We start from the raw sequence: 15,331 nt of genomic DNA, 5'->3' as shown, positions 1-15,331 counted from the left end.
CAATGGGCAGATTGCGGGACATTCCCGGAGTTGGAAAAAACATTGAGCAGGACTTATTAAACATTGGTATACGGGAGATTTCTGACCTAAAAGGAAAGAAACCAGAAGAATTATATTTACAGGATTGCTTATATAAAGGCTTTCAGGAAGATAAGTGCCAGCTTTATGTTTTCCGTCTTGCCGTATATTTTGCCGAGAATGAAACCCACGAAGTAGAAAAATTGAAATGGTGGTATTGGAAAGATAAAGAATATCCGAGCAAAGAATGAAAAGTGAATATCATCCCCTAAACTAATTGCCGTTGCAGGAACGCACATTCCCGCAACGGCAGTTTTCATTTCCACGGCCTGCGCCGGAAGTTCATACCAGACTGTTTTATCAGCGGGGATTTCTTGAACAGCTTTTTCAAAAGGCTTCGTTCCTCTTGTGAGAGCCGCTTATATTTAAGCTGGAACGCCTTGCAGAACATCTCCGTGAATTGCTGAATCCTATCCCCCGGCGATTGCATGGCCTTTTGTACTTCCCGTATCAGCTCATCGGCGGGCGTAGTATCCGGCGCACTTTCACTGTCATTTTCGTGCGCCTTGCGTATGTCGTGGAGAATGACGTCCCATGTTTTGTGCGTCACATGGCAGAAGAAATCTTCTTCCTCTACCTGACAGGCTTCCAATACTTTGATTGCCCGGTCTGCCGTAGCTTCGGGATGTTCTTCCAGTATCATAGCCCGTAAAGCAGCCAGTGAGCTGTTTGTGTCATGGAAGTGCATGGTTGCTATCCCGTCCACATAGATTTCTGCGTCTGCCAGCAGTTCCTTGAATTTTTCATGGGAGATAATCTCACACAGCAGCCGGTTGTTGAAGCGTTCACTTTTCAGCAGTTCCACGACTTCATCACTCAAATGTAATTCTTCTATCGGCGTGTTTTCATATTTCCGATTGTTGGTAAGGCCGAGCAGATAGTCAACGGACACCTGATAAAAGTCTGCCAGCTTCAACAGGCTGCCGTGATTGATTTCCTTGTATTCATCGTTGTCGTTTTCATAGCTGCCGAGGGCTGATTTTGAAATGCCGGTTTCCTGCGCCAGTTCTTCCAGATTTAAGCCCCGTTCCACCCGTAAATCTTTCAGGCGTTCCTGTACGGAAATGCGGGTTTTCATAGATACATCGCTCCTTCCTGCGGCTGGCTGCCGCCGTCCATCCCATTATACCATACCCGTTCCGCAATCGTGGAAATTTTCGTTTTTGGGACGGTTTTCCTACTTTGTGGATATACGGGAGAAGGCTCAAAAATGTGCCATAATGGGCTTAGTTCATCGATGGATTATTCCAATCGAATGACCGGCCTGTATGGGATATGCTCCCCGGCGATGTAGCGCAATGACTTGCGGCAGGAAATGGAGGAACCATGACCGCAACGAGCGTACCAAAGGGAGCGAAACGCCGTTGTGAGAGCCAGGGGCAGGAACGACATCAGGGAGAACCGGCAAAAATGAACACCGAATTGATACTGAAACACAACAATCCGATAGGGCATAGTCTGCCCTATCCGTAATACTACGGGGGATTTCCGGGCGGCTCTATGGCCGCATTTCCCTTGAAAATCGCCCCGAAACACAACACTAAAATCTGCTATCCGTCTATTGCGGCTGTTACGGCTGAAATGGGCGGATTTTTGTTTAAGGAGGCACCATGCCGAGAATGCCGAAAAAGAGGAAGCTGGAATTGTCCTTTTTCCTCAATGAACGGGGGCGGGTAACGTACAACGACCTTTGCCGGAAATGCCAGCGCACTTGCAGGCAGAGCTTCCGGGCGGTCATTGTGGACTGCCCCCATTATCTTTCCAAACGCTCAAAACGAAAAGTAAAGGAGGACACCGATTGAATGGAAGTTGAATTTATGACCGCAGACACCACCCTGCCGCCCTGTATGCCGCTGCCGAGAGCCATGCTGCGGCTCCCGATCAGCAGCACCGCCAAGGTCATGTATGCCCGGATGTTGGATATTGTTTTCCTGTCCGGCATAGAGGACGCCAACGGGATTTTATTTATCCATTTCCCCATCGTGGAACTGGCGGCGGCACTTGCCCGCAGCACCATGACCGTGAAGCGTTCCCTGAATGAATTGGAGGACGCCGGACTGATACTGCGAGTGCGTCAGGGCTTCGGGGAACCCAACAAGATATATGTACTCATTCCGAAAAAGGAGGACAGCCGCCGATGAATGAAAAGCTGGAAGCACTCAATCAGGAAATAGAGAAAACGGAAAAGAAGCTGCGAAGGGCGCAGCATGAAGAAAAGATATTGGAACACCAGATAAAGACGCTGACACGGAAGGAACGGACGCACCGGCTTTGTACCAGAGCCGCAATACTGGAAAGCTACCTTCCCCACCCGGAAGCCATTACGGATGAACAGGTCAGTTTATTCTTGAAGCTGCTGTTCCACAAAGACAGCACCCGGCAGCTTATGGAAAAAGTATTTGCCGGAAACGGTACAGAGAAGGAGGGCGCAGAATGAAGATGAATTTTTCAAAAGACGAGTTGGCTATGGTCTATCAATACGCCGCCGGTACGAAGGAAGAAACCCTTGCGGGGCTGAAAGAAATCGTGCCGTTTATCCGTGACCAGCAGACGAGGGAGATTGTGGAGAGTACCATCCGAAAGCTGGACGCCATCCCGGAGCCGGAGTGCCGCCGTTTTATCGCTGATACAAAGCAGCGGTTTATCCAGAAGCGGGACAATTCCATCCGGCGTAGGCTTGCCGAAGCCAAGGCACAGGCGAGTACGGAAAAGCCACATCCCAAGAGAAAAGAGCCAGACCGGGAACGGTCATAATTGCTTCCAGAGCCGCAGCCCGTGGACTGTCCCTCTGAAAGAGGGCGCAACTATACACCACCTGAAGGTAGTGTGTTGCGCCCTGCCGGGGGCTTCCTGCGGAAAGCGGATGATTGCCCGCAGCGTTCCGGCTTCAGTCAATCATCACAGGGGAAGCTACACTTCCCCTGCGCTGGCTGCCGCCAGCTACCCCTTTGTGGACTTGCCGCCCGGAAACACCTTGCGCTGCAAGCTGTTTCCGTTCAGCAAGTTTACAATTCATCTATTCCCATAAGTGCCTAGTCATAGTATAATAGAGCCAGTAGTAAATCATAATTTAGCGGAGGTGATACAATGCTTGAAAATATACCATCTCAATCAACTATGATTGAATTACTCGGACAATCTTTATTTGAAGTTTGGCAGGCGTTATGTTCGGCTATTGATGAAAAATACGATATGGAACGACTATGGAATACTGGCGGTAAGAATTGGACTTACGAGTATAAATATCGCAGAGGTGGAAAAACACTTTGTTGCCTATATGCAAAAAGTAATTGTATTGGTTTCATGATTATTTTTGGGAAGGATGAAAGAGCAAAATTTGAAGATATAAGAGATACCCTCTCTGATGTCGTTTGCAGGCAATATGATGAAGCAAAAACCTATCATGATGGGAAATGGGTAATGTTTGAACCGACCAATGCGGATGAATTTGATGATTACATGAAATTGCTGGCCATCAAAAGAAAACCAAATCGAAAATAGCACCTCTCATCATCATCGGGCCAACCTGACCCGGACTTTCAAAACTGAATACCAGCCGCTCACCGGCGGCACCACCGAGCAGGAAATCTTGAAACAGGTTCCCTGCTCTTTTTTTGCCCGGACGCCGGGAGAAAGGAGGACATTACTTGCCATGCCCGCACTTTGATGTGAAAATCATCCAACGCAGCAAGCGCCAGTCAGCCGTTGCGTCTGCCGCCTACCAGAGCGGGGAACGGCTGTTTTCCGAATACGACCAGAAACAGAAATACTATTCCCATAAAAGCGAAATCGTCCACACCGAAATCATGCTGCCGCCCCATGCCCCACCAGAGTACGCAGACCGGAATACCTTGTGGAACGCCGCCGAAGCGATTGAAAAACAATGGAACTCCCAGCTTGCCCGGAGGTTCGTGCTTGCCATTCCGAGGGAACTTCCCCGGTCACAGTACGCCGACCTTATCCGGGACTACTGCCGGGAGTTTTTCGTTTCCAAGGGCATGATTGCCGACTATGCCATCCATGACAAGGGGGACGGAAATCCCCACGCCCATATCCTGCTTACCATGCGGGCGATGGACGAAACCGGGAAATGGCTCCCCAAGAGCCGGAAGGTTTATGACCTTGACGAGAACGGCGAGCGTATCCGGCTTGCGTCCGGCAGATGGAAAAGCCACAAGGAGGACACCGTGGACTGGAACGACCAGAAGTACGCCGAGATATGGCGGCAGGGCTGGGCTGACACGGCGAACCGCTATCTGGAAGCCATCGGCAGCCCGGAGCGCCTTGACCTTCGCTCCTATGCCCGACAGGGGATTGATAAAATCCCCACCGTCCACATGGGGCCAGCGGTCAGCCAGTTGGAGAAGAAAGGCATACAGACCAACATCGGCAACCTGAACCGGGACATCAAAGCCGCCAATTCCCTCATGCAGTCTATCCGGCAGATGGTACGCAGCTTAAAGGGCTGGCTGTCCGGCCTGAAAGAGAAAAAAGCGGCGCTGCTGGAAGCACTGGAACAGGCAAAGGAACCGACCATCCCCGAACTGCTTTCCCGGTATCTGGATATGCGGAGCGAGGAACGCACCGGCTGGACTTCCAAGGGGAAGCTGAAAGGCACTGTTGGAGATTTCAACAAGGTCATGGAAGCCCTTGACTTCCTGCGGCAGAAAGAGATTTCCACCGTGGAGAGCCTTGACGCCTATCTGGATGAAGCCAGCGCACAGGCCGTTTCCATCCGTGAGGAAATCAGGCCGATGGAGAAACGTGTGAAAGAGATTGACCGGTTGCTTTTCCATATCGGGAACTTTGAAGCAAACAAGCCGGTTCATGTGAAATATGCCGCTATCCGCTGGAAGAAACCCAAGGAGAAATTTGCCGCCGACCATAAGGAGGAACTGGACGCCTACAACGCTGCCCTGCGGTATTTCAAGGTTCACCTTGATGGGGCGAAGTACAGCACAAAGAAGCTGGCCGGGGAGCAGGCACAGCTTTCAGAGAATATCGCTTCCAAGACGGAAGCGCTGACTGCCGTACAGGAGGATGTAAAGATTTTGCGGGATGTGCGCCACTGGCTCAATCAGGTTTTGCCATCCGAGCAGTACCGCCAGACCGCAGAGCCGGGAAAGAAACCGTCCATCCAGCAGGCGGTCAAAGGCCGGGAGCAGCGTATCCGGGAGGAACAGGCAGAGAAACGCCAGACGCCCCGCCGCCAGCAAAAACAGGATATGGAGCTTTAACCAATCAGGCGCTTGCCATTTTCCCCGTGAAAATGACAGGCGCTTTTTCTATTTTCAGGAGGATTTGCCTATTGAACGTATTTGAAGCCGTGAAGCAGTCTGTTACCACCCGGCAGGCCGCCGAGCATTACGGTATCCGGGTAGGGAGAAACGGGATGTGCGTCTGCCCCTTCCATGACGATAAAAACCCCAGCATGAAGGTTGACCGGCGCTTCCATTGCTTCGGCTGTCAGGCAGACGGGGATGTGATTGACTTTGTTTCCCGTCTGGAAAACGTCAGCCCCAGGGAAGCCGCCCTCATGCTGGCGCAGGACTTCTCCATCCCCTATGAGGACAGGGAGCCACCCGGCAGGAGCCGCCCGAAGCGGAAGCCCCGTCAGGAAAACCCGGAGCAGCAATTTAAGCGCATGGAGCGCCACTGTTTCCGGGTACTGTCTGACTATCACAATCTGCTGCGCCGCTGGAAGCGGGACTATGCCCCCAAGACGCCGGAGGAAGAATGGCACCCGCTTTTCGTGGAAGCCTTGCAGAAACAATCCCATGTGGAATATCTGCTGGATGTGCTGCTGTTCTCCGACATAGGGGAACGGGCTGCCCTGATTGCCAGCTACGGAAAGGAAGTGAGGAACCTTGAGCGGAGAATGGCAGACCTTGCCGCCAGAACTGCGGCAGGCCGTGACGGACACCATCGACGCCGCACCCCCGCCCCGGAGCGTTGAGGAAGCCAAGGCCATGCTGGAAAGCACCGAGAAAGGCGGCGTGCGGAACAGTATCCACAACTGCCTGACCGTGTTCCAGTATGACCCCGTCCTTTCCGGGGCGGTTGCGAAAAATCTCCTGACCGAGCGCATTGACCTTCTAAAGCCCATCGGCAGGAAACGCAGAACCGGCAGCAAGGCCATGACCGACACGGATATGAAATATATCCGGCTGTATCTGGAAGATACCTACGGCCTGACAAGCGAGAAAAAGATAGCAGACGCCGCCGACCTTGCGGCAGACGCCAACAGCTACCATCCCATCCGGGACTACCTGAACGGCCTTGTCTGGGACGGGAAAGAGCGTATCCGCTACTGCCTGCGGCACTTTCTGGGAGCCGACACAGACAACTTCACTTACCATTCCCTGCGGCTGTTCCTGTTGGGAGCTATCCACCGGGCTTTCTGCCCCGGCTGTAAGTTTGAGGTCATGCTCTGTCTGGTAGGCGGCCAGGGAGCCGGGAAATCCACTTTCTTCCGGCTGCTGGCCGTAAAGGATGAGTGGTTTTCCGATGATTTGCGGAAGCTGGACGATGATAACGTGTACCGCAAGCTACAAGGCCACTGGATAATCGAAATGTCGGAGATGATTGCCACCGCCAACGCCAAGAGCATAGAGGAAATCAAGTCATTTTTAAGCCGCCAGAAGGAGGTCTATAAAATCCCCTACGAAACCCACCCGGAGGACAGGCTGCGGCAGTGCGTGTTCGGCGGGACTTCCAACGCCCTGGACTTCCTGCCCCTTGACCGTTCCGGGAACCGGCGCTTCCTGCCGGTCATGGTCTACCCCGAACGGGCCGAGGTACACATTTTGGACGATGAAGCCGCTTCCAGAGCCTATATCGAACAGGTATGGGCGGAAGCCATGACAACCTACAAAAGCGGCGATTTCAAGCTGTCTTTTACCCCCGAAATGATACAGTACCTCAAAGAACACCAGCGGGATTTCATGCCGGAGGACACCAAGGGCGGGATGATACAGGCGTACCTTGACCGCTACACCGGCAGCGCCGTCTGCTCCAAGCAGCTTTTCAGGGAAGCCCTGAACCACCCCTTTGACGAGCCGAAACAGTGGGAAATCCGGGAAGTCAACGACATTATGAACCACAGTATCACGGGATGGAAGTATTTCTCCAATCCCCGGATATTTGAGGGATACGGCAGACAGAAGGGCTGGGAACGGGAAGCCCCGGCAACGGGCGCTGACAACGGGCGTGAAAAAACGCCGGACGGATTTGTGGAAGTCACGGAGCAGATGGAACTTCCCTTCTGAAAAATCCTGAAAAATCCGGGAAAATCACAGCCGGTTGCCGACCCCGTTGCTATCCCGTTGCCGGGCCGGTTGCCGGGAAAAAGCCCATAACTGCGGGCTTTTCTCCCCTCTGACAACCAAAGCAACAGAAAAATAAAAGAAAAAGTAAATAAACAGTAACCCGCCAGACAGAGATTGTTTTCGAGGTTTTTTGAAGCCCGTTGCCGGACTTCGTTGCCGACTCTCTCCTGTCTGGCTTATTTCATTTATGGAGGTAACTGCCTATGGCAAAAAGCAAAACTGAAATCCATGTCACAACAGTATTTGACGGCGAACTGGACGCTACGGACGTTTTCGTGAGCCTGATTGCACAGAAATACAGCCAGAGAAATGATAAAGAATATCTTGCGAAAAAGCAAGATTTAGAGTATAATAAAGACAAGGTTCAGAGTGACCGTGTTCCGTCTGGATTGTGCGGGTAAACGGTTATGATGAACGGATTTGAATATACAGGCATGGACGCAATACTGGCGGGCAGCTTCCGGGCGGCTATCTATTGCAGGCTTTCCAAGGACGATGACCTTGACGGGGAGAGCGCCAGCATTGCAAACCAGCGGGATATGCTGGAAACCTACTGCGAGAAGCAGGGATGGGAGGTTGTTGCAGTCTATCAGGACGATGGCTACACGGGGCTGAACATGGAGCGTCCCGACCTGAAACGGATGTTGAAAGCCATCGAGCGCAGGCAGATAAACCTTGTGGTCACGAAAGACCTATCCAGACTGGGTAGGAATTACTTGCAGACCGGCTTCCTGATTGAAGATTTCTTCCCCCGCAACGGCGTGCGGTATATCGCCATGAATGACGGTATCGACACCATGCGGGACAACAACGACATAGCGCCGTTCAAGAACATCCTCAACGAGATGTACAGCAAGGACATTTCCAAGAAGGTTCATTCCTCTTATCTGCTGAAAGCGCAGAAAGGCCAGTTTACCGGCTGCCTTGCCCCCTTCGGCTACCGGAAAGACCCGGAGGACAAAAACCATCTGCTGATTGATGAGGAAACGGCTCCCATTGTCCGGCGTCTGTTTGCGTGGGCGCTGGAAGGACACGGCCCCAACTACATCCGGCGCAGGCTGGAAGATGAAAAAATCCCCTGCCCGACCTACTGGAACCGGGTACGGGGCTTTCGGAACGTGTCAACCAAGTGGGAAAAGAAAGACCCGGTAAATGGGCGGTATATCTGGGACTTTACCGTGATTAAGGACATCCTGATGAATCCCGTCTATACCGGCGCTATCGCTTCCCAGAAGAAGGAATACCGCTTCAAAATCGGAACCATCGGGGAGAAGAAGCCGGAGGAATGGATTGTCGTGGAGAACCAGCATGAGCCGCTTGTTGACCGCAAGACCTTTGACATCGTGCAGCGCAAGCTGAAATCCCGGCAGCGCCCCCGCCAGACCGGGGAAATCAGCCTGTTTGCGGGGCTTATCAAATGCGGCGAGTGCGGGAAGTCGCTGACTATCCGCTACACCAACGAGAAGCACCCGAAGCAGATTTATTCCTGTAAGACCTACAATGCCTATGGGAAACAGCACTGTTCCCAGCACCGGGTTGAGTACGACACCCTGTACCGGCTTGTACTGAACAAAATCCGGGAGTGTGCCAGAGCCGCCCTGATGGACGGGGAAGCCGTTGCCGGGAAGCTGTCCGACACCTGCGAAGCCGAGCAGAAAGGCCAGCGGGAAGCGTTGGAACGCTCCCTTGCCAAAGACGAGGAACGGATTGACGTTCTGGAAAAGATGGTTCTGCGGCTGTATGAGGATATGGTTGCCGGACGTATCAGCGAAGCAAACTTCAATCTGCTGATGGAAAAGACGCAGAAGGAACAGGCCGAGTTGAAGGCGAGGGTTGAGGAAGGCCGGAAGAAGCTGGCCGATGAAATCCGGCTTGCGTATGACGCCCGCCAGTGGGTAGAAGCCATTCAGGAATACGCCGACATCACGGAACTGGACGCAGCTACCCTTAATCGCCTGATTAAAGAAATCGTTGTCCATGAGAGCATAGACAGCGATAAAACAAGACACATTTCTATCGAAATTCATTTTAATCTCAAACCCCTCCCGGAAGTGGAGCAGGTCACAGCCTGACCTGCCCCGCCGGGGCGGTTCTAAAAAAACTCCATAGATATTTCTTGACACGCCGCCGCCCGCCATCGAGCCGGTTTCCTACACCTATTTGGGTATGAAACAGCTGATGGCCGGTGGCGGTGTCGCCCTGATTGGCACCACCCTGATCCCGCTGCTGAGCGGTCTGTTCGGCTGAGTCCAAACAACTGTTTCCGGGCAGTCTAAATCCGGCTTGGGCGGGCTTCCGCCCATTTACATCGCTCCTATCTGGAGCAAGCCGTGCTACCTTTCGACCCAGCATCAGCCCCGCCGCGGCAAGCGGCATCCAAGAAACAGATGCCATGGGCGATTGCGATACGGCTTCCGTCTTACCTTATTATAATAGAAAGGATGAACGCTATGGAAATTCTCACCAACATTATCTTCCTGCTGAATATGCTCAAGACCCTTATCAACCATTTCTTCTAAGGGGAGGTGACGCCCTTTGGAAACCGTACTCAACGCGATTGCGGACTGGATCAAAGGTATTTTGGCCGGCGCAATCATGTCCAACCTCTCCGGCCTGTTCGATTCGGTGAACGAGCAGGTGGGTGAGATTGCCACGCAGGTGGGCACAAGTCCTGCGGACTTTGAACCCCGTATATTTGAGATGATCCGCGGGGTATCCAATTCCGCAATTCTTCCCATTGCGGGTGTTTTCCTGACCCTGGTGGCCTGCTATGAGCTGGTGCAAATGGTCACCGAGCACAACAACCTGGCCAGCTTTGAGCCTGCCCTGATTACCAAATGGATCATCAAGACCGGCTGCGCCGTCTACCTGATCTCCAACACCTTTGATATTGTCATGGGTGTTTTTGATCTGGCGCAGGGGGTGATTGCTGAATCCAGCGGCATCGTCGCAGGAAACACGGCAGTCAATGAAGCCGGCCTGGCAAACCTGGAAGCCAGCCTGATGGAGATGGATGTGGGGCCGCTGTTTGGACTGTTTTTGCAGTCCTTCTTCATCGGGATCACCCTGCGCATCCTGTCCATCGTGATTTTTGTCATCGTTTATGGACGTATGATCGAGATTTATATGGCAGTCAGTCTGGCGCCCATCCCATTTTCCACTTTCGGCAGCCATGAACAGAGCCAGATGGGCCAGAACTATCTGCGCAGCCTCTTTGCCCTGGGTTTCCAGGGCTTCCTCATCCTGATCTGTGTGGGCATTTATGCTGTGCTCATCCAGTCGGTGGCTGTCTCTGACGATGCCATTGCCTCTATTTGGGGCATTGTCGGCTACACGGTTCTGCTCTGTTTCACCCTGTTCAAGACCAGCTCGATTGCCAAAAGCGTCCTGAACGCACATTAAAGAAAGGAGTTTTGTTATGGCAGCTTATATTTCGGTTCCCCGTGACCTCACACGGGTCAAATCCAAGGTTTTCATGAATCTCACCAAGCGGCAGTGCATCTGCTTCGGAACGGCGGTACTCATCGGAGTACCGTCTTTCTTTTTGCTCCGGGAGTACGGCGGGAATACCCTCGCCACCCTCGGCATGATGATCCTGATGCTGCCGCTGTTTTTCCTCGCCATGTATGAAAAAAATGGCCAGCCCCTGGAGAAGTTTCTGAACCACTATATCCAGGCCCGGTTTATCCGTCCCAAGGTGCGGCCCTACCGCACCGCAAACTACTTCGCCCTGCTCCAGCAGCAGGCGGAGCTGGAACAGGAGGTCGATGCGATTGTTTCCCTTTCCTCGAAAGAAAAAGGCTGATGCCCTGACGCCCCAGCAGAACAAGCAGATTCAAGCCGCAATCCACAAGCGCAAGCCGACGGGGCCGCCCAGGACGGCCCAGCAGTCCATCCCGTTCCAGCGGATGTTTGAGGACGGGACCTGTCGGGTGCGCTCCAACTACTACACCCGCACCATCCAGTTTCAGGACATCAACTACCAGCTGGCCCAGCAGGAGGACAAGACGGCCATTTTTGAAGAATGGTGCTCCTTCCTCAACTTTTTTGACAGCTCTATCCACTTTGAACTGTCCTTTGTCAACGTCGCCACCGATGCCGCCGACTTTGAGCGCAGCATCCGTATCCCGTTCCAGCAGGACGGCTTCGATGATGTGCGGGCCGAGTACAGCCAGATGCTGCGTCAGCAGCTGGCCAAAGGCAACAACGGCCTGACCAAGACCAAGTTCATTACCTTCGGCATCGAGGCTGACAGCATGAAGCTGGCCAAGCCCAGGCTGGAACACGTCCAGAATGACCTGCTCAACAACTTCCACCGGCTGGGCGTGACCGCAAAGCCCCTCAACGGCAAGGAACGGCTCAAGCTGATGCACCATATCTTTCACATGGACGGTGGGGAAAAGTTTGAGTTTGACTGGAACACCTTCACCCGGAGCGGCCTCTCGGTGAAGGACGCCATTGCCCCCACCGTGTTCGCCTTCAAGAACAGCCGCTGCTTCCAGATGGGCGGGCTGTATGGGGCCATGAGTTTTCTCTCCATCACGGCCTCTGACCTCAGCGACCAGCTCCTGAAGGACTTTCTGGAGATGGATTCCAGCCAGATTGTGACCATGCACATCCAGTCCGTGGACCAGAACAAGGCCATCAAGACGGTCAAGCGCACCATCACCGAACTCGATAGATCGAAGATCGAGGAACAGAAAAAAGCAGTCCGCGCCGGATATGATATGGACATAATTCCGTCGGATTTGGCCACTTATGGCCGGGATGCAAAAGCTCTCCTGAAGGAGCTGCAGAGCCAGAACGAGCGTATGTTCCTGGTCACGTTCCTGATCCTGAACACGGGCCGCACCGAGCAGGAACTGGAAACCAACATCTTCCAGGCATCCAGCATCGCCCAGAAGCACAACTGCAATCTCTGCCGGCTGGACTATCAGCAGGAGCAGGGCCTCATGTCCAGCCTGCCCCTGGCTGAGAACCAGATTGAGATTCAGCGTGGCCTGACCACCAGTTCCACCGCCATCTTCATCCCGTTCACCACCCAGGAACTGTTCCAGAGCGGTAAAGAGTCCCTCTATTATGGCCTGAACGCCCTGTCCCAGAACCTCATCATGGTGGACCGGAAGAAGCTCAAGAACCCCAATGGCCTGATTCTGGGTACTCCCGGTTCCGGCAAATCCTTCAGCGCCAAGCGGGAAATCGCAAACGCCTTTCTGGTAACAGATGATGATATCATCGTGAACGATCCCGAAGGAGAATACTCTCCGCTGGTAAATCGCCTGAAAGGTCAGGTTATTAAAATTTCTCCCAACAGCGACCAGTATGTCAACCCTATGGACATCAACGCCAACTACTCGGAGGAAGATAACCCCATTGCCCTGAAAGCAGACTTCATCCTCTCTTTGTGCGAGCTGGTGGTGGGCGGCAAGGAGGGCTTGCAGCCGGTGGAGAAAACGGTCATCGACCGCTGCGTCCACCAGATCTACAACCGCTATTTCAACGATCCCCGGCCTGAGAATATGCCGCTTCTGGAGGACCTGTACAACGCCCTGCTTCAGCAGGAGGAAAAGGAAGCCCACCATGTTGCCACCGCCCTTGAAATCTACGTCAAGGGCAGCCTGAATCTGTTCAATCATCGAACCAATGTGAATGTGGAAAACCGGCTGGTCTGCTATGACATCAAGGAACTGGGCAAGCAGATGAAGAAGATCGGGATGCTGGTGATTCAGGACCAAGTATGGGGCCGCGTGACCGCCAACCGAAATCTGAAAAAATCCACCCGGTATTATATGGACGAGATGCACCTTCTCTTAAAAGAAGAGCAGACCGCCGCTTACTCGGTGGAAATCTGGAAGCGGTTCCGGAAGTGGGGCGGTATTCCGACAGGGCTGACCCAAAACGTCAAAGACCTCCTTGCTTCGCGTGAAGTCGAAAACATCTTCGAGAACAGCGACATGATTATCATGCTAAACCAGGCCGCAGGCGACCGGCAGATTCTCGCCAAGCAACTCAACATCTCGCCCCACCAGCTGTCCTATGTGACACACTCGGGCGAGGGTGAAGGGCTGCTTTTCTTTGGCAATGTGATTCTGCCCTTCGTGGACCGCTTCCCGCAGGATCTGGAACTCTACCGGATCATGACTACCAAGCTGGGGGAGGTTGCACCGCAGAATGGGTAAAGTGCAGCAGCGGCAGGACAAGTCCAAGCCTTCCCGGCTGAACTTCGTGGATGAGGGCAGCCAAACCAAAGGCCGCGCCCCTCCCGGAAGCCGGGGCGGAGAGAAAAAGCGTAAGCCCCGGAAGCTGAAAAGCGATGCACAGAAAGCCAAAGAGCGGGCAGAACAGCTGCGGTTTGGCAAGGCAGACATCACGGTGGATGAAGCCTCCCGGATGACCAAGGAACAGAAGCGGGAGATGTACGCTTCGGCGGCCCTCCTGACGGCGGTCCATCGCAAGATCGAGGAGTACGAGGACGACAATGTGGGCATCAAGAGTGCCCACGAGGTCGAAAAGGGCGCAGAGCTGGCCGGACGGGTATCCGATTCCCGTTATGCCAAAAAGCTGAAAAAGCGGAAGAAAAAGCTGGAGAGCAAAGCCGCAAAGCAGAAGGCTGCCGCCGGAAAACAGCCGGCGGAAAAGGCTGGCGAAGCCGGTTCTAACCCCATCTCCAAGGCGAAACAGCGCCAGGCATACCAGCAGCAGGCCAGAGTGGTGGCGCAGGCTGCCCAGACCAGCAAAGCTGCCGGGAGCCAGAAAGCGACCGCATCTGGTGCGAGCAAGGTGAAATCGGGTGTAAACGGCGTAGTCACAAAGGGCAAAGAGGTGGTGGGCGGCGTGGCCAAAGGGGCAGCCGTCTTTGCAAAAAGCCATGCGCATTTGCTGGTGATCGGCGGTGTGCTGGCGATGCTGCTGCTCCTTATGTTGTCGGCGTTCTCGTCGTGCTCTATTCTGTTCGGGGGCACCACCCATGTGATGGGTCAAACCACCTATACCGCTGAGGATGAGGACATCCGGGGTGCAGAGGAGGACTACAAGCAGCTGGAACGGCAGCTGCAGCTGGAAATCGACATGATGGAGATCACCCATCCTGGTATGGACGAGTACCAGTACGACCTTGACCCGATTGAGCACGACCCCTGGGAGCTGACCTCCTACCTGACCACCCTGCACGATGACTACACCCGCAGCGAGGTTCAGGGCACCTTGAAGGATACCTTTGAAAAGCAGTACAAGCTGAAAACCTGGGTTGAACCACAAATCCGGTATCGGGTGGTCATTATCCCAAGCCCGGTGCCGCCTTATTTTACGACCACGCTGGAACCTTATGTGTACCTGATCCTCCATGTGGAGCTGGAAAACCGGGGGCTGGAAACAGTCATCCGGGAAGAGCTGGACGATGACCAGTGGAAGCGGTACGAGATTCTCCAGGACACCAAGGGCGGCCGGCCCTATCTGTTCAACGGGAGCCTGTCCTGGGGGAGCTCAGATGGTTCCGGGGAGGCCGGCATCGACTACCAGGTGCCCGCCGAGGCCCTGACGGACCCGGAATTTGCCGCCATGCTGGAAGAAGCCGAGAAATACCTGGGCACCCCCTATGTCTGGGGCGGTTCTACTCCTGAAACCGGCTTTGACTGTTCCGGCTATGTCTGTTGGGTGCTCAATGAATCTGGCTGGAATGTGGGTCGCACCACGGCAAACGGCCTGTGGCAGCAGGCCACGAAAATCTCTGAGGCAGAGGCAAAACCCGGTGACCTGGTTTTCTTTGAGGGCACCTATGACACCCCCGGCGCAAGCCACGTGGGCATTTATGTGGGGAACGGCATGATGATCTCTGCCGGCGACCCCATCAAGTATTCGAATATCCATTCCAGTTACTGGGACAAACATCTGCTGGGATTTGGAAGAATCCCGAAGTGACAAGGAGG

General features: G+C 53.8%; 17 protein-coding genes and 1 pseudogene. 17 read left to right on the top strand and 1 reads right to left on the bottom strand.

The window, feature by feature from the left end; genetic code table 11:
* Nucleotides 1-2: 2 nt before the first annotated feature.
* On the top strand, nucleotides 3-269 hold the full coding sequence (locus JCM17207_RS13500; protein ID WP_238318136.1) for a helix-hairpin-helix domain-containing protein: 267 nt from the start codon (nucleotides 3-5) through the stop codon (nucleotides 267-269).
* A gap of 65 nt (nucleotides 270-334) precedes the next feature.
* Here JCM17207_RS13500 and JCM17207_RS13495 read toward each other — a convergent pair whose 3' ends face one another.
* On the bottom strand, nucleotides 335-1,156 hold the full coding sequence (locus tag JCM17207_RS13495; protein ID WP_238318135.1) for a helix-turn-helix domain-containing protein: 822 nt from the start codon (nucleotides 1,154-1,156) through the stop codon (nucleotides 335-337).
* Between the two features lie 532 nt (nucleotides 1,157-1,688).
* On the opposite strand from JCM17207_RS13495, the gene JCM17207_RS13490 reads away from it, so the two are divergent.
* From JCM17207_RS13490 to JCM17207_RS13420, 16 genes and pseudogenes are all read left to right on the top strand, one after another.
* Nucleotides 1,689-1,880 carry a hypothetical protein gene (locus JCM17207_RS13490; RefSeq protein WP_197037423.1) on the top strand — a complete coding sequence of 64 codons (192 nt, stop codon included), beginning with the start codon at nucleotides 1,689-1,691 and terminating at the stop codon, nucleotides 1,878-1,880.
* Complete coding sequence (locus JCM17207_RS13485) at nucleotides 1,881-2,219, top strand: replication initiator protein A (protein ID WP_238318134.1); 339 nt, start codon at nucleotides 1,881-1,883, stop codon at nucleotides 2,217-2,219.
* A complete protein-coding gene (locus tag JCM17207_RS13480) occupies nucleotides 2,216-2,515 on the top strand; it encodes a DUF3847 domain-containing protein (protein ID WP_238318133.1) in 300 nt (99 codons plus the stop codon). The genes JCM17207_RS13485 and JCM17207_RS13480 overlap by 4 nt, the downstream gene beginning before the upstream one ends.
* Nucleotides 2,512-2,832: a transposon-transfer assisting family protein gene (locus tag JCM17207_RS13475; RefSeq protein WP_238318132.1), complete on the top strand. Its 321-nt coding sequence runs from the start codon at nucleotides 2,512-2,514 to the stop codon at nucleotides 2,830-2,832. Before JCM17207_RS13480 ends, JCM17207_RS13475 begins: the two co-directional genes overlap by 4 nt.
* 333 nt (nucleotides 2,833-3,165) lie before the next feature.
* A complete protein-coding gene (locus tag JCM17207_RS13470; protein WP_033118592.1) occupies nucleotides 3,166-3,579 on the top strand; it encodes a DUF3788 domain-containing protein in 414 nt (137 codons plus the stop codon).
* 146 nt (nucleotides 3,580-3,725) lie between these two features.
* On the top strand, nucleotides 3,726-5,315 hold the full coding sequence (gene mobQ / locus JCM17207_RS13465) for a MobQ family relaxase (protein ID WP_238318131.1): 1,590 nt from the start codon (nucleotides 3,726-3,728) through the stop codon (nucleotides 5,313-5,315).
* A 71-nt stretch (nucleotides 5,316-5,386) separates the two neighbouring features.
* The gene (locus JCM17207_RS13460; protein WP_238318130.1) at nucleotides 5,387-6,034 is read left to right on the top strand and encodes a CHC2 zinc finger domain-containing protein; all 648 of its coding nucleotides are present in this window, start codon (nucleotides 5,387-5,389) and stop codon (nucleotides 6,032-6,034) included.
* Nucleotides 6,035-6,047: 13 nt separating this feature from the next.
* Entirely contained in the window at nucleotides 6,048-7,346 is a 1,299-nt protein-coding gene (locus tag JCM17207_RS13455; RefSeq protein WP_238318161.1) for a virulence-associated E family protein, read from the top strand.
* A 263-nt stretch (nucleotides 7,347-7,609) separates the two neighbouring features.
* Nucleotides 7,610-7,807 (top strand): hypothetical protein, encoded by a 198-nt coding sequence (locus tag JCM17207_RS13450; RefSeq protein WP_055271298.1) that lies wholly within the window; start codon nucleotides 7,610-7,612, stop codon nucleotides 7,805-7,807.
* A 6-nt stretch (nucleotides 7,808-7,813) separates the two neighbouring features.
* On the top strand, nucleotides 7,814-9,478 hold the full coding sequence (locus tag JCM17207_RS13445; protein WP_238318129.1) for a recombinase family protein: 1,665 nt from the start codon (nucleotides 7,814-7,816) through the stop codon (nucleotides 9,476-9,478).
* Between the two features lie 91 nt (nucleotides 9,479-9,569).
* Nucleotides 9,570-9,653 (top strand): annotated as a pseudogene (locus tag JCM17207_RS13440) (Maff2 family mobile element protein); the annotation flags it as partial.
* A gap of 140 nt (nucleotides 9,654-9,793) precedes the next feature.
* Nucleotides 9,794-9,925: a hypothetical protein gene (locus JCM17207_RS13770; protein ID WP_282449986.1), complete on the top strand. Its 132-nt coding sequence runs from the start codon at nucleotides 9,794-9,796 to the stop codon at nucleotides 9,923-9,925.
* 16 nt (nucleotides 9,926-9,941) lie between these two features.
* Nucleotides 9,942-10,808 (top strand): VirB6/TrbL-like conjugal transfer protein, CD1112 family, encoded by an 867-nt coding sequence (locus JCM17207_RS13435; protein WP_238318128.1) that lies wholly within the window; start codon nucleotides 9,942-9,944, stop codon nucleotides 10,806-10,808.
* Between the two features lie 16 nt (nucleotides 10,809-10,824).
* Nucleotides 10,825-11,211 carry a PrgI family protein gene (locus JCM17207_RS13430; protein ID WP_238318127.1) on the top strand — a complete coding sequence of 129 codons (387 nt, stop codon included), beginning with the start codon at nucleotides 10,825-10,827 and terminating at the stop codon, nucleotides 11,209-11,211.
* Nucleotides 11,174-13,585, top strand: a complete 2,412-nt coding sequence (locus JCM17207_RS13425) for a VirB4-like conjugal transfer ATPase, CD1110 family (RefSeq protein ID WP_373871973.1) — start codon at nucleotides 11,174-11,176, stop codon at nucleotides 13,583-13,585. The genes JCM17207_RS13430 and JCM17207_RS13425 overlap by 38 nt, the downstream gene beginning before the upstream one ends.
* Nucleotides 13,578-15,323: a C40 family peptidase gene (locus JCM17207_RS13420; RefSeq protein ID WP_238318126.1), complete on the top strand. Its 1,746-nt coding sequence runs from the start codon at nucleotides 13,578-13,580 to the stop codon at nucleotides 15,321-15,323. The genes JCM17207_RS13425 and JCM17207_RS13420 overlap by 8 nt, the downstream gene beginning before the upstream one ends.
* Nucleotides 15,324-15,331 lie beyond the last annotated feature (8 nt).

The organism is Faecalibacterium gallinarum, from assembly GCF_022180365.1.
GTDB lineage: Bacteria > Bacillota > Clostridia > Oscillospirales > Ruminococcaceae > Faecalibacterium > Faecalibacterium gallinarum.
This window is presented reverse-complemented; position numbering and strand designations above follow the sequence as displayed.